General features: G+C 37.9%; 9 protein-coding genes. 5 read left to right on the forward strand and 4 right to left on the reverse strand.

What is annotated here, in order from left to right:
• Positions 1–43 precede the first annotated feature (43 nt).
• Entirely contained in the window at positions 44–397 is a 354-nt protein-coding gene (locus FLEMA_RS0100695; protein ID WP_026993800.1) for a hypothetical protein, read from the forward strand.
• Between the two features lie 78 nt (positions 398–475).
• Positions 476–3,730, forward strand: a complete 3,255-nt coding sequence (locus FLEMA_RS0100700) for a TonB-dependent receptor (protein ID WP_044170365.1) — start codon at positions 476–478, stop codon at positions 3,728–3,730.
• Positions 3,731–3,833: 103 nt separating this feature from the next.
• On the opposite strand, the gene FLEMA_RS0100705 is transcribed toward FLEMA_RS0100700, so the two are convergent.
• Complete coding sequence (locus tag FLEMA_RS0100705; protein ID WP_026993802.1) at positions 3,834–4,883, reverse strand: replication initiation protein; 1,050 nt, start codon at positions 4,881–4,883, stop codon at positions 3,834–3,836.
• Between the two features lie 813 nt (positions 4,884–5,696).
• Between FLEMA_RS0100705 and FLEMA_RS0100710 the strand changes: the two genes are divergently transcribed.
• From FLEMA_RS0100710 to FLEMA_RS0100720, 3 genes are all read left to right on the forward strand, one after another.
• Complete coding sequence (locus tag FLEMA_RS0100710) at positions 5,697–6,650, forward strand: ParA family protein (protein ID WP_026993803.1); 954 nt, start codon at positions 5,697–5,699, stop codon at positions 6,648–6,650.
• Positions 6,651–6,656: 6 nt separating this feature from the next.
• Positions 6,657–7,565, forward strand: a complete 909-nt coding sequence (locus tag FLEMA_RS67060) for a ParB/RepB/Spo0J family partition protein (protein ID WP_052353892.1) — start codon at positions 6,657–6,659, stop codon at positions 7,563–7,565.
• 204 nt (positions 7,566–7,769) lie between these two features.
• Positions 7,770–8,666: an SMP-30/gluconolactonase/LRE family protein gene (locus FLEMA_RS0100720; RefSeq protein WP_144080021.1), complete on the forward strand. Its 897-nt coding sequence runs from the start codon at positions 7,770–7,772 to the stop codon at positions 8,664–8,666.
• A 172-nt stretch (positions 8,667–8,838) separates the two neighbouring features.
• Here the strand turns inward: FLEMA_RS0100720 and FLEMA_RS67065 are convergent, their stop codons facing one another.
• From FLEMA_RS67065 to FLEMA_RS0100740, 3 genes are all read right to left on the reverse strand, one after another.
• Positions 8,839–9,375 (reverse strand): hypothetical protein, encoded by a 537-nt coding sequence (locus tag FLEMA_RS67065; RefSeq protein WP_044170368.1) that lies wholly within the window; start codon positions 9,373–9,375, stop codon positions 8,839–8,841.
• A 90-nt stretch (positions 9,376–9,465) separates the two neighbouring features.
• On the reverse strand, positions 9,466–11,232 hold the full coding sequence (locus FLEMA_RS0100735; protein ID WP_229359311.1) for a beta-helix domain-containing protein: 1,767 nt from the start codon (positions 11,230–11,232) through the stop codon (positions 9,466–9,468).
• Between the two features lie 62 nt (positions 11,233–11,294).
• Complete coding sequence (locus FLEMA_RS0100740) at positions 11,295–14,090, reverse strand: TonB-dependent receptor (RefSeq protein WP_044170369.1); 2,796 nt, start codon at positions 14,088–14,090, stop codon at positions 11,295–11,297.
• Positions 14,091–14,486: the final 396 nt, after the last annotated feature.

Here is a 14,486-nt window from a genome sequence, read left to right on the forward strand (position 1 = left end):
TACCCGAAAAGATTAATTAATACTGTGGATATACTTTTGTAGTATGAAATTACTGAAATATATACTTATCGTGCTAATTGGTCTACTATCTGTAGAGCAAAAGTCTACGCATTTAGACAGTGTATATGCTATCGTTAAAAGCCATGTAAAAACCAGTCTGTTGCAAGGCTCTCATCTTTCAGTTTTCAATACGTTCAAACAAACTTCTTTTAACGATAATTCTTTTGATATAGAAATTGATGATGACGACGAAATTCGAGAATTAATCACATTTTCTGTACAAAAAACGCTTACCAATCCTATCCAATATGTATTTTTTACGCAGGCTATAGTGCGTAAGAAAAGCGATTTCCAACAATCGACTCGTTACATATTATTTCGTCAACTCCTCATTTAGGCCATAATTCATTTAACATTTAATTCTTCGTATATCCAAAAGGGTATATGCGTTAACTACTATATCTTAATCAAAATCATGAAAAACAATTTTTATGCTAAGCAATTTTGTCAATTGCTGACCACTCTCATTATGCTCTTTTGTGGCGTAAATACGTATGCTCAAATTACTACTTCGGCCATTTCGGGTCGAGTAAAAGACAAAGCAGGCCACGAAATTCCGGGGGCTTCGGTTATTGCTACTTACTTGCCAACAGGAGCAAAATATGGCGTAGCTTCTAGTTCTGACGGCCATTTTACTATTGCCAATATGAACCCTGGAGGGCCTTATAAAATTGTAGTAACTTTTGTAGGATATGCCCCTCAAGTAGCTGAAGGCTTGACGTTTAATTTGGGTTCTAATGCCAATGTAGACTTTATTTTACAAGAAGAAAGTACCGCTTTGGCTGAAGTGGTGGTAAAAGGCGAAAAAGGCGGTACAAAGCTAGGAGCAGGTACTAATTTGGGCGAGAACCAAATCAAAACCTTACCAACCTTGAGCAGAAGCCTTACCGATATGACCCGAATGACTCCTCAAAGTGCCAATAACTCGTTTGCAGGAACAAACTTTCGCTATAATAACGTAACTATCGACGGTACAATCAATAACGATGCCATTGGCTTTAGTCCATCGTTGGGAGGACAAAGCGGTACATCGGGTATGCCAGGGAGTAGTACAAGAACAAACCCTATTTCGTTAGATGCCATTCAGGATATACAGGTGTACATTGCTCCTTATGATGTCAAAATTGGTAATTTTACAGGTGGTTCAATCAATGCCGTAACCCGAAGTGGTACAAATGAAGTGACTGGGTCAGTGTATGGATTTGGGAGAAATGCTACTATTACAGGCCCTAATAATGCAGGCGATGGAGCTAAAGTTCCAAGCAGTTATTACGATTATCAGACAGGTTTTAGAGTGGGTTTACCTTTGATAAAAAACAAACTATTTTTCTTTACGAATGAAGAAATTACCCGCCGCCAAGAGCCACTTTTTTATGGGGCAGGTTATAAAGATGCCAACGGCAATCAGTTGTCGTTGATTGATGCAGCAACAGCACAAAAAATTACTGATTTTGTTAAAACTAATTATGGATTTGATGTTGGTGAAGCCAATAACTACAATATTTATGCTAAAAGTAATAAATTCTTTAATCGCTTAGATTGGAATATCTCAGACAAACATCAGTTGTCGATTCGCAACAATTATATCACTTCAGAAGCCAGCAATCTTGAGCGTGATTTAGCGAATTTTAGGTTTTCTAGCATGGATTTCAAACAAATCAACAACCAAAATTCGACAGTAGCCGAGCTAAAAAGCCGTTTTGGGAATGCCTCTAATAGCCTCATTTTAGGGTATTCAGATATTCATGATTACCGACAGCCTTTGAGTGGCAATGCGTCTTTTCCGCAGGTAGAAATTGCGGCTAATGGAGGTACTATTTTCTTAGGAAATGACCGTGAAGCAACGATTTTTAATATGCGTCAAAAAACCATTGAATTTACCGACAACTTTACTTGGTTTTCAGGGAAACATACATTTTTGGTAGGTACTCACAACGAAATTTATCATATCAATTATGGCTTTGTCAATTCTTGGAATGGCCGTGTAGCATACCGTAATTTAGACGAGTTTTTTGCTGGAAAAGTAAACCGTGTGCGTGGCTCATATAATTTTACAAATAACGACCGCGATTATAACTTTGATAATCCGTATGCCAAATTCAATGTAGGAATGTTTAGTGTATATGCTCAGGACGAAATTCAGGTAAATGACCGTTTAAAACTTTCACCTGGCTTAAGGTTTGACTTAGCCACAACCGACTCGCCAGCGATTAGTACCATCGCCCACAATACGCCTATCGACCCTAATGCGGGTACTACTTACAGTGCTACGCCACTGTCGCAGATTAATAATAAGATTTTTGGACAAGTATTGGTATCGCCAAGAATTGGCTTTAACTATGATGTTAATGGCGACAAATCGTTGATTATTAGAGGTGGTTCGGGGATATTTACGGGTAAAATTCCTTTTGCTTGGCTAGGGTATGCCTTCTATAACGATGGCGTTGGTTATGGTTCGTTTGATGTTAATAACCTTGCAACAAAAACTGGTGTAAAAGGTGATGTGCTGAAAGATGGTGCAAAAACTTTTGCTTTCAATAACGGACAAGGCAACCAAACTCAGGTTGATGTTATGAATAATAACTTCAAAATGCCTCAGGTTTGGAGAAGTAGTTTGGCTGTTGATTATAATACCAATGGTTATAAATTTACCCTTGAAGGAATTTTTACAAAAACTATTAACGACCTAAAATTCCAACAAGTTAACCTCAAAGATTCTGTAAAATACTTTAGTTATGATACCGACCGTCAAATGCCTATTTATTTGTCGGGAGGAGCCTCTGGACAAAAAGTAAATACTGGATTCTCAAATGCTTATATGCTGTCTAACACTTCGCAAGGGTATCGTTATAGCTTGACGGGTCAGGTAGCCAAAAATTATAATTTTGGCTTGAATATCTCGGTAGCTTATACTTATGGCCAGTCATGGGATTTAACCAATGGTATTCGTAACTCGATGGAGTCTAACTGGCAACTGAACCAGTCGTTGACACCAAACGACCCTAAATTAGCTTATTCAAACTTCGATATTCGTCATAGAATTATAGCGTCGATTGGTTATAAAAAGCAATGGAATAAAACTCATGCAACTACCGTTTCAACAGTGATTAGTGCTCAGTCGGGCAATCCGTTTACATGGGGCTTTGTGAATGCTACATTGGCCAATACACCACAAGCTGCTGGCTTGGCATATATTTTCAAAGATACCGACGAGGCTACCAAATACATGGTTGATTATAAAGATGCTAACGGTACTACCATTACGGCAGCACAGCAGGCTCAGGAGTTTATGAATTTTGTCAATGCAGATTCGTATTTAAGTACCCGAAAAGGCACTTTTACCGAGCGAAATACTGGCCGTACACCTTGGAACACAACAGCCGACCTCAGAATTATGCACGATATTGCTATCCATTCAGGTAAAAAGGCTCATACAATCCAAGTGTCGTTAGATGTCATCAATTTTACCAATTTATTGAATAGCGGTTGGGGAAGGGTGTATTTTGTATCAAATACCTTCAATTCAACGTCGAGTCTTGGATTGGTTCGCAAAAACTCAGGTACAGCTGCCGACCCTGTTTATAACTTTATCAAGCCTTCTACTCCTTATTCGGTCGACCAATTGGCTTCTCGATACCAAGCTCAGTTGGGTTTGCGATATAGTTTTTAAGTAAGTTTTGGCTACAATCAAAATCGGCGAATCTTGGTATAAAAGGTTCGCCGATTTTTTTGATAATCAAAAATTCAATCTCGGAATACTGCACACCTCAATTTTATGCCTTGGTTTTCTTTTTTACTAATCCTAAGCAAGCCAGTATCCAAGCGGTTCGGTTTTTTACTTTTGGGTGTACTCCATTGTTGAGTTCTATATCGAGCATAATAAACTGCCGCAATAAATCTTGGTTGGCTAAGATTTTTTCAATCTGGTAATCGGGCATATTGTAATCTCGTTTCAAAATAATAGAGGCTGAAGTTACAAGAGAGTACGGGTCGGCCATTTGCTGTACAGCTACAGAAAGCTCTTCTTTTTCTCGGTTACTAATCGTAATGGCATTGATAATTGTAAAGGTTAGATGCGTAATATTTCTGAGTTTTTTATCAGTACTTTCATAGTCAAAATGAATGGGTTCGTAGCTACTTTCTGCTAGTTCTCGTTTGGCGGGTTCTATTACGTACTTTTTAAAGTCCTTGAAATTGGTATATTTTTCGGTATCTACTCCTAGTATTTTCCGAAGTTCATCGATACTATAAATGAAAACACTTCTATTTTGTCCGATGTGCATCCTCAAAAGACGGTACATCGGGGTTGTATACACCGATTTAAAGCTCAATACGCTCTCCAATTTGTACTTGGCATACTGTTTCTCCAGATAGAATAAAAACGGCGAAATTTGGGGATTTGTGTAAAACTCCAAAAAACCTTTGTCGGGGTTGTATTCTATTTTGATAAATGGAAAAATATGAATAAACTTTTCTTTCTTGGATGTCTTCGATATTTCTTCAATTGTAATAGGTTTTGAGCCAAGTGTGGCTGAGTATGTTTTTAAATCGGCATACTTGATATGCTTTGAAATATACCGCAGCGGAATCTTGATGATAAGCCCCGTTGTTGTTGACATATCTTTTGATTTATCAAAATCTATTTGATTAATAAAAAATTCAAAAATCTTTTGTTCGATACGACTGTAACGGGCATGACTTACAACCAAGTTATTGGGCAGGTAGTTATGAACCCTCTTCTCAATAAAAGTTTGTTCTTCAAAAAGATATTCTGCACTTTCAACGCTTGATTCTTCTTGCTGTTTTTTTTCTTTTTTTGTCATGTTCTTGCTCATTGAAAATTATGTTAGATGTAGGTTGGGTTTGTTATTTGGGGAGGCTTTAAGTTGTGCTGTTACAAAAGTTATCCACATTTTAAATGACTTATTCTTGAATATATGCTATAAATATACGTAAAAGTGTCCGAAAACTCCCCTTAGAGTGTCCGAAAACTCCCCTTATTTTCGTTTTAAGTGTCCGAAAACTCCCCTTAGAGTGTCCGAAAACTCCCCTTACGGTTTGTATATTACTGTATATCAAGCACTTACAAGCCCCCTAAATCATACAAATTATAAATGATAAATATATAAATCAAGAGAAAAATTTAAAAAAATTACTAAAAATAATAGGTTTTAGGTTTTATTTTCTGGAGTTATCCACATTTTCAGCTTTAACAGTTTCCTTTGTTTTATTGAAAATAAAAATGCCGCGAGTGTCCGAAAACTCCCCTTATTTTCATAAAAATAAAGCTAAATGAGTCTTTATGAGACAAATACTAAAAATGCCCGAGTGTCTGAAAACTCCCCTTACGGTTTTTTTGGCTAAAACCAAGACAGACAATTTTTAGTAAAAACTGGACTTCGAGTGTCCGAAAACTCCCCTTAGAGATATTTTGGGCCTTTTTTTCATGACAGAAAAGGCTTTTTCTGTCATTTTTAGGCCTATTTTAAGAGTTATAATCCTCTATTTGTTAGAGTGTCCGAAAACTCCCCTTATTAGTTTTTTTTACAAAATACTAATAAATATCCTCCTTTTTGTAGTAAAGTTATGACAAAATAGTATATATTTGTAACAACTTTACTACAAAATATTTTACAATGCTTACACACGAAAATGCCTTAAAATTTTTTCGACATCGCCCTGCTATATCGGTTGCAGCAGTAGAAAAACAAGCCTCTATTCCTTCAGGAACAATTGCTCAGGCATTATCAAAAGGAAGACAACTCAGCGAAAAACACTTAGTAGCCCTAGATGGCGTGTTACGAGATTACGGATATACCGACGATTTATACCAAAAAGCTCGTGTTGTTTCGGTGATTAACCACAAAGGCGGTGTTGGCAAAACCACTACCGTTTGTTCGCTTGGTGAAGCATTGGCCAATAAAGGTTTTAAGGTTTTGATGATAGACCTCGACCCACAAGGCAACCTCAGCCAAATCTTGGGTATCGAACAGCCCGAATCGCAAGTAGCAGATGCTTTGATTCACGATGCTGAGTTTCCAACGATAACGCTCGACGAAGGATTAGACCTTGCTCCTAGCGATATAGACTTAGGTAATGCCGAATACCAGCTCATATTAGTACCAGGAGGTGATTTACGCCTTAAAAACCGTATGACTCCCCTACTGACCAAATACGATTATATTTTGATTGACTGCCCTCCTTCTTTGGGTAAACTCACGGTTTCGGCCATGTATGCGTCCGACTCGTGCTTGATTACGATGCAACCCGAAATGGCCGCCATGAAAGGCGTAAATTCGTTGTTGGAGAAAATACACGAAATCAAGAAAAACCTTAATCCGATGCTCGATATAGATGGTTTGGTATTTACGATGGTCAAGAAAAACAGTGTACATGATGGAATCAAAGAAGCCGTTCGTCAAAATCTTCCTTTGCGTATTTTCAATACAGAAATAAAACATTTGGTTGATTTTCAGAAAGCTCAAGTAGCTGGTAATACCATTTCAAAGTTTGCCAATAATTCGGAAGCTGCAAGTCTTTACAATGCTTTTTGTGCCGAATACATCGATTACCTTCAGTTTGTAAAATAATTAGAAATGGCTAAAATCAATATAGGCAATTTAATTGCTAGCAAAACCAAAGAGACATTCAGCAACAATCAGTTAATCAATAGTGAGACTGTCAAAAATAATATTCAAATTCTGGAAGAGCTTAGGGTTTTTATTCCACCTTTGGGCATAGATGAATATAGCCAGCTAGAGGCTAATATTATTAAAAATGGGTGTCGTGATGCCCTTACTGTTTGGGAAACAACCGCAGGAGTACTTGACCCTTCAGTAGATAATCCACAAGTGCCACAGTATATTTTGGTAGATGGTCATAACCGATATGACATTTGCAAAAAGAACAATATTACCTTCAATGTACAATTAATGTCTTTTACTTCTTTGCAACAAGTAAAAGAGTATATGATTGATTTACAGTTAGGTAGGCGTAATTTAACCCCCGAACAAGTTTCCTATTTTAGAGGCTTACGTTTTCTAAATGAGAAAAATGATATAGGTAAATATGAGCGTCAGAACCATGCGGTTCAAAATGAACCTTATGATAAAACCGATGTTGGCGATACTGCCGAGCGTTTGGCAAACGAATTTAATGTAGCTCGTTCTACTATCAAGCGAGACGCGGCCTTTGCCAAAGGACTAAACAAACTGGACTCGTCATTGAGAAATGATATTTTGACAGGCAAAAAGAAAGTTGCTAAGGGAATGATTCAGGCTTTGGCAAAAGATAACGAGCTAACTCAACCTATAGAACAGCTAGAAGAGCTTGAGGCTATTGTACCAAAAAATCCAGAAGTTAGTAAATTCAATACGACTGATTTTGATTCAGACTATCAGTTGCTTCTTCAAACAGCCAATAAGTTTTATCAGGCCAAAAACCAAAAATCTTTGCAAGAGTTACAGGCTTTAGTCAAAAAAATGGGAAGTTATATTGTAGAATAAAAACCCAAAGATTTTGGTTAATAATCATGCGGTTCATTTTGAACCTTATGCTTTCAGGTTCATTGAAAAGCATAAGGTTCAAAATGAACCGCATACTTTTTGGCATGTTTTAGTACAAAAGAACCTTAAAAGCACACAAATCTTTGGGGAAAGAAGGGCTTATTTGACTAAATTGCTTTTTTAGTTAATCCAAAAATGAACATAATGAAAAAGACAAGTATTATTGGTGGTGTACTGGTATGGTGTGCTCAGGTGGCAGTTGCTCAACTAGAAGGGCTAAATCTGATAAAACAAGGGGCTGAATTGGTACAGGTATCGAAGCAATTTACCTTCACAGAAGGCCCAGCGGTAGATAAAAAAGGAAATATCTTTTTTACAGACCAGCCTAACGATAAAATTTGGAAATATGATACACACGGAAAACTAAGCCTTTTTATGGATAAAACAGGTCGCTCGAATGGACTGTATTTTGATAAAAAAGGTAATCTGATAGCTTGTGCCGATGAAAAAAATGAAATTTGGGTGATTAACAATGGCAAAAAGACAAGCGTATTGCTCGACAATATTAAGGGACTAAAAGCCAATGGCCCTAACGATTTGTGGATAGATGCCAAAGGAGGAATTTATTTTACTGACCCTTATTATCAACGTGATTATTGGGAACGAAAAAAAACTGAAATAACAGCCCAAAATGTTTATTATTTGCCCAAAGGCTCGAAGGAAGCCATGTTGGTAGACGACAACCTCAAACAGCCTAATGGTATTGTAGGTACACCCGACGGACAATATTTGTTTGTGGCAGATATACGTGATAACAAAACTTATAAATACCAGATAAATCAGGATGGAACGCTGACCAATCGACAGCTCTTTGTTCAGCAAGGCTCGGACGGTATGGTCTTGGATAACCAAGGAAACTTATATTTGACTGGAAAAGGAGTTACGATTTATAATAGCCAAGGTACAAAGCTTGGCAATATACCAGTGCCGTCTAATTGGGTTGGTAATATTTGCTTTGGTGGCAAAGATCGTAAAACGCTATTTATTACCGCTTCGGAGTCTGTATATACCTTACAGATGCAGGTGAGAGGAGTAGAATAAGTGTTTGTTAATCAGTAGCTTATAGTGGCTTGGTAGGAGTGGGATATCATAAAGAAAAGCCGTTACGATACGTAGCGGCTTTATCTGATTTGCACCAATATGAAAATCCATTTGGACTTTCCCCCTCGACTAATCAAGGGGAAATAGCAAAATGAACTACAACTAAAATATCTTATCGAGTAACCCATTCATTGACTTTCTTGTCATATATCAGTCTTGAATCAGGCCATTCTATGTAATGTTTCATCGTTAAATATTTGTCCAGATTTCCTTCTTTTACGAGTTCTCTGAACAAAAAACGCCCTCTTTCCCTTACCACTTCTTCGTCTAAATGGGGCGTATTTACAATTTCTTCAAATACAGTAGGCATCAATGAACCCTCCTTTAATTGAAATTTTCCCAGAACACCTCTTCTAAATTTAGGGCTTCCACCTACAGGTCGGATAACAAAAAAATAGCTTGTGCCATCAGGAGCTTGATAATAATTTTCTAAATAAAAACTTGGTAAACTTTTTATGTAAAAAGGGCGAAATTGTGTAGAAAACTTGGTTTGGTTATTAGCCCCAGTCGGCTTGATATAGATATAGGTGATAATATTGGTTAGTAAAGAATCTTTTTCCTGTTCAGAAAAATAATGAGAAGCTTGATAAGAATCGTTTTTACACGAAAAAAATAAAGAAAGGCAAATGAGTAATGCAAAGTTTTTCATATTGGTTGTGCAAAAAATGGGGTATTTCTAATTTATTAAAAACAAAACCCTATTTCGTGCTAGTATGGCACGAAATAGGGTATATTACTACTATTGTTTGTAATTTTTAGCATCAGGGTTGTATTCTGCCCAACCCGAAGTCCAGTCTGTTGTACCGTTAAAAGCACCGATATAGTTAGCCGTTTCAAAACCCGATGGCAATGCTACAGCACCTTTTGTAAGGCTATTTGTAGCAGCGGTATTGATAGTGAAATTAGGTGTTGCATTGAAAATACCAGCATTGATACCTGCCAATGTATAGTTAGCCAACAATTGGTTTCCTGTTTGTTTAGCAAACCAAGCTGAAGGAGTTTCTGTACCGATTAACAAGTTGTTGCTTGGCGTAGCTGTGTCGATATCTCTGATAGCAAAACCTCTTGGAGTAAACGTAACCGAACCACCAGTACCAAAGCCATTGTCGCCCCATTTGTCAACACCAGCCACAACAATACCTTTCAATACCAAATCACCTTTGGCTGCATTGGCTGCTGTTGTACTACCGTCGATATATACACCATTTGGATAAGCCGTTACAAAAGTATTGTAGATTTTTAGTTTGTTGTTTCTGCGTAAGTGCATACCGTTTTGGAACTGTAACGAAATAGATGTTTCAGCCGCCGCTTTAGCTCCAATAATACTTACGTTGGCAAATGTAGCCGAAGTAAATGGCTCAGCAGCAGTACCTTGCCCGTCGTTATCAACTTCAAAGCCATTTGAACCAGACTGGTCGGCTTGTGTTGTACCTCTAAGACCTACAGCAAATTGAATATTACCGTGGAAACCAAAGTCAACATCGAAGTCATCGTCCAAACCTCTGTAAGCGATAAGGTGCTTAGCATTGGCCGATCCGCCAAACCACTCAAATGAGTCGTCAAGACCATACGAAGCCATAAGGTAGTCCATTGTAGTACCATTACCTACCGAGCCAAACGTAAATGAGTTCACTTCTTGGTTAGGGTTGATAGGTACACCAGCATATTCAACTCTAACATATTTCAACGAACCCGAGTTGTCGGTATCGTCAGTACCTCCGTGCCATGCTTTGTAGCCACCTTCTAATTGGTCAGAGCCACCAGCACGGTTGTTGATCGCTTTACCACAAATTACCAAGCCACCCCAGTCGCCTGGTTCACGAGCACCTGGGTCTCTTTCAGATGTAAATACAATAGGAGCACTAGCAGTACCGTTAGCAATGATTTTGCTACCACGTTGAACAATCAATGTACCTTTGGTAGCACGGTCGCCAATGATTACAGTACCAGCTTCGATAGTCAGTGTACCTGTAGTAGCACCAGCGTTGGCTACCTGAGTGGTGTCGGCACCTACACGAACAAAACCTACTAATTTGTAAATTTTGTCTTTTGTCCAGTTTACATTACCCGTCAACAAGCCTTTTACTTCTACTACTTGTTTGGCAGGAATAGCCGAAATAGTTACTGTAATAAGCGATAACTCTGATTTTTGGCCAGCTTTGTCAGTAGCTTGAAGGCTAAAATTTACAGTAGAGCCACTCGCCAAACTTTCGATTTTGTAAGCATAAGTATAGTTGGCACTGCTTTCGCCTGCAAATGTTTTGGTTTCTAAAGGAGCACCGTTTTTCAAAAGAGTTACCGACTGCAATCCGCCAGGGGCATTGATAGATGCAGCCAGGCTGAGGTCTGCACCCGGAAGGCCCGACAATGCACTGTTAGTTACGCTGATGGTAGGTATTGGCGTTACCTCGTCGTCTTTTTTACAAGACTGTAATACAATGCCAACCGTTAAGAATAAAGCAAGCAAAAGGGTTGCTTTTCTTTGGAGAGTTTTAAAGCTCATCATTTTACTAATTTTAGGTTATGAATTGATTCTTAGAGTTGTCTGTTTAGAAACCCTTGTTTTGTTTAATAAATTGAATATGTAAGTCCTAGTGAGAAAGAGCTACCCGGTTTGTAGTTTTGAATTACTTCGTCTTTATTTCTGTCAAAAATACCGTCACGGTTACCGTCTTGAAGAATCAAGAATGATTGGTTGAGGATATCCGATGCACTGGCTTTTACGACAAGTTTTTTTCCGATTTTTCTTGAAATATTAAGGTCTACTACATTTCTAGGCATTTCGTATAGGTCTGGGTAGCCATCAAAACCTACTGCGAAGATTCTTTTTCCTACTACGTTGTAAAGAACACTTCCTTGCCATGCTGTTTCGGGTGTGCCATAATACAACCCAAGGTTGAGGATATAAGGCGATTGCCCTTGGAGTGGACGGTCAACGGCAATTTTTTGGCTATTATCAGTAATTCTACTTTTAATCAAAGCTCCGTTGAATATTAGGCTGGTATTTTTGATGATATGATTATCTGATAAGTTTTGTAACGATTTTCTTAACTCAACCTCAATCCCTGCGTCGTATGCTTTGTCGAAGTTGTCAAAGTTGAAGTTTTTAGCTCCCAACGAACCTGCATTGGCATCTATTTCGGCTTCGATAGCATTTTTGAAATCTTTGTAAAATAGGGCTACACTAACTACTTCGGCAGGTGTTGGGTAATATTCCCAACGGAAGTCGAAGTTGTGAATCTCGGCAGTTTTTAGGCTAGGATTACCATTATATACTACATTGAAGTTAAAGTCGTAGAAAGACAAAGGAGCGATTTCTCTGAACTCTGGACGGTTCAACGACATACCGTAGGCTGCTCTTAACAGCATTTTTTCTGAAAAGTTGTAGGTCATATTTACCGACGGAAGCACTTTGGTAATAGGGTTGTTGACATTTACAGCCGCTCCGCCAATGAAGGCACTTTTCAGGGATTGGGTGTTGTCTTCTACACGAACGCCAGCGATAATATTGAATTTCTTGGTGATTGGTACATTTACTTGTGCATAATAAGCCAACAATTTGTTTTCGGCTGTGTAAGAGTCATTTGGATTGGTTTGTTCGTCGATTAAGACGCCTCTCGATCCAAAGTTTTCTAGCTGGAATACCTTAGAAATATCGCTAAAATCTAACTGAGCCGATGCACTGCGTTTATAACCCAAGTTACGAGTTGAATAATCACGACTCTTCATTTCGTAGAATACCCCCCCTTTGATTTCTAATTCTTTTTGGTCGCCAAAGGCTACTTTTTTCGTAAGGTTTACACTTCCCGAATACGAATTTTCGTCAAGCTCGGTAAATACACGACCCAAATAAAAGGCTTGAGCCGTACCCACTGGGATAAATACCGTACGTTGGTCGGTTTGTGGGTCAACATCCGAGCGGTAACGTCTATAATCTGGTTGTTTTCTAAACGATTTGTTATAACCAGCAACCCAATCTACCGACAATTTACCTTCGTCAAAATCATGCTTTCCTGTAAGCTGGCCAGTATAAATACCACGATATACTTGGTCGAAAGAATGGTTGTTTTGGGTAGTACCATTTTCGATAACCGTACCAAAACGATTGGTATAATTAGCAATACTAGCTTGGTTAAATAGGTTTTTGAAGTTGAACGAATGCTTTTCATTGAGTTTCAACGACCAGTTGTGCATAATACCTACACGAATCGTGTTGTTATAGGTATCGTCGTTGAAGTCATAAATTTGCGATTTTGTATCGTTGATATTGGTATTAAAATCATTTCTTTTGGCTCTGTAATACTGATTGGTATTGCTGTAGCTTACCGATGTAATATTGCCAAGTTTGATATTAGCATCAATTACTTTAAAATTTCCTGTAAAAGCATATCGCTGGTCGAGCATAGCCGTACCTTCATTGGCTACCCAGTCGTTTCTAAATGCCTTGCTATAGTTGGTAATAGCGTCAGTCCCTTGTGTAATAGGGTCGATTTTGGCTGGAATAATACTCGGTAAATCGTTATAACCATTATCAAAACCTGTCCAATAATTGTTGCCTCTGGCAGCACTTTTAAAGTTTTTGAAAGTAGTTCCATTTCTCAAACCAAAGCTTATATCAAATACAAAGCTGTTTCTTTCAGGAATACCCTTGGTAAATATTTTTACAATACCCCCACCAAAATCGGCTGGTAGCTCTGCGGCAGGTGTTTTGTATACCAAGAATCTATCAATCTGAGAACTAGGAATAATATCAAAAGAAAACGATTTAACGTCGGTTTCCATACTAGGCGTAAAGGCATTATGCAACATTACGTTATTGTAACGTTGGCTTAGCCCTCTGATATTGATAAAGCGGTCGCCAATAATCGTAACACCTGGTACACGCTTGGCTACTGCGGCAGCGTCTCTGTCTTGGGTTTTGCCAATCTGAGCCGCCGAAATACCACTAACAATTTGTTGGGCTGCTTTTATTTCTGAAATAACCGAAACCTCGGTATTGGTCAGTTTTTGTCCTACTACACGTACTTCTTGTAGTGTTGCACCTTCTTCTTCAATCACGGTGTTGATTTCGGTAACTCTTTCAGCCTCAACTTTTACGTTAGGAATCGTTTTGGTTTTGTAACCTACAAACGAAATCTTTAAAGAATATACGCCTGGAACGACTCTGCTGAGCGAGAAAAAACCATTGATGTCGGCCGAAGTACCTTTGTTTTGTCCTTCAATAATTACGGTAGCACCAATAATGTCTTCTTTTGTAACAGCATCTTTGATATTTCCACGAATAGTACCAGTTTGTTGAGCTTGAATAAAGGAGATTGAGGAGAAGAATAACGATAATATCAGTAGTAAACGTTTATGAGTCATATTGGTTATGAGTTAAAAATGGAGTCGTCCCAATTTTTAGTTGGAAACTATTTTTTACTCGACAAAATTAAGCCCCTAATATTACCTAATTATTACTCGCTGATTAATATTAAATTAACTGAAATATATATTATTAAGTTTCTGATTTTCAGGTGTTTGGTGGATTTTTTGCCTTTCTTGAAGGTTTGAGATGATTTTTAAATCAAGGTTTTGTAAGAAAGGAAAGGTATTTAATATATCCTTAATATTTAAAAAATATTGAGGATATATAGTGCCTTATTATTATCGTTATTCTGCAAAAGATAGGATACTAAAGAATAGACATTATCGGCAAATATGTGATATGTGTAATATCTTTAGGGTATTGTGTAACACCAAGTATAGCGATTATCGTCA

It is taken from the genome of Flectobacillus major DSM 103 (assembly GCF_000427405.1).
Lineage (GTDB): Bacteria > Bacteroidota > Bacteroidia > Cytophagales > Spirosomataceae > Flectobacillus > Flectobacillus major.

Excerpts from the sequence above, each read along its gene's own strand:
- FLEMA_RS0100695 (WP_026993800.1), top strand. The coding sequence starts at position 44 with ATGAAATTACTGAAATATATACTTATCGTGCTAATTGGTCTACTATCT.
- FLEMA_RS0100700 (WP_044170365.1), top strand. The coding sequence starts at position 476 with ATGAAAAACAATTTTTATGCTAAGCAATTTTGTCAATTGCTGACCACT.
- FLEMA_RS0100705 (WP_026993802.1), bottom strand. The coding sequence starts at position 4,883 with ATGACAAAAAAAGAAAAAAAACAGCAAGAAGAATCAAGCGTTGAAAGT.
- FLEMA_RS0100710 (WP_026993803.1), top strand. The coding sequence starts at position 5,697 with ATGCTTACACACGAAAATGCCTTAAAATTTTTTCGACATCGCCCTGCT.
- FLEMA_RS67060 (WP_052353892.1), top strand. The coding sequence starts at position 6,657 with ATGGCTAAAATCAATATAGGCAATTTAATTGCTAGCAAAACCAAAGAG.
- FLEMA_RS0100720 (WP_144080021.1), top strand. The coding sequence starts at position 7,770 with ATGAAAAAGACAAGTATTATTGGTGGTGTACTGGTATGGTGTGCTCAG.
- FLEMA_RS67065 (WP_044170368.1), bottom strand. The coding sequence starts at position 9,375 with ATGAAAAACTTTGCATTACTCATTTGCCTTTCTTTATTTTTTTCGTGT.
- FLEMA_RS0100735 (WP_229359311.1), bottom strand. The coding sequence starts at position 11,232 with ATGATGAGCTTTAAAACTCTCCAAAGAAAAGCAACCCTTTTGCTTGCT.
- FLEMA_RS0100740 (WP_044170369.1), bottom strand. The coding sequence starts at position 14,090 with ATGACTCATAAACGTTTACTACTGATATTATCGTTATTCTTCTCCTCA.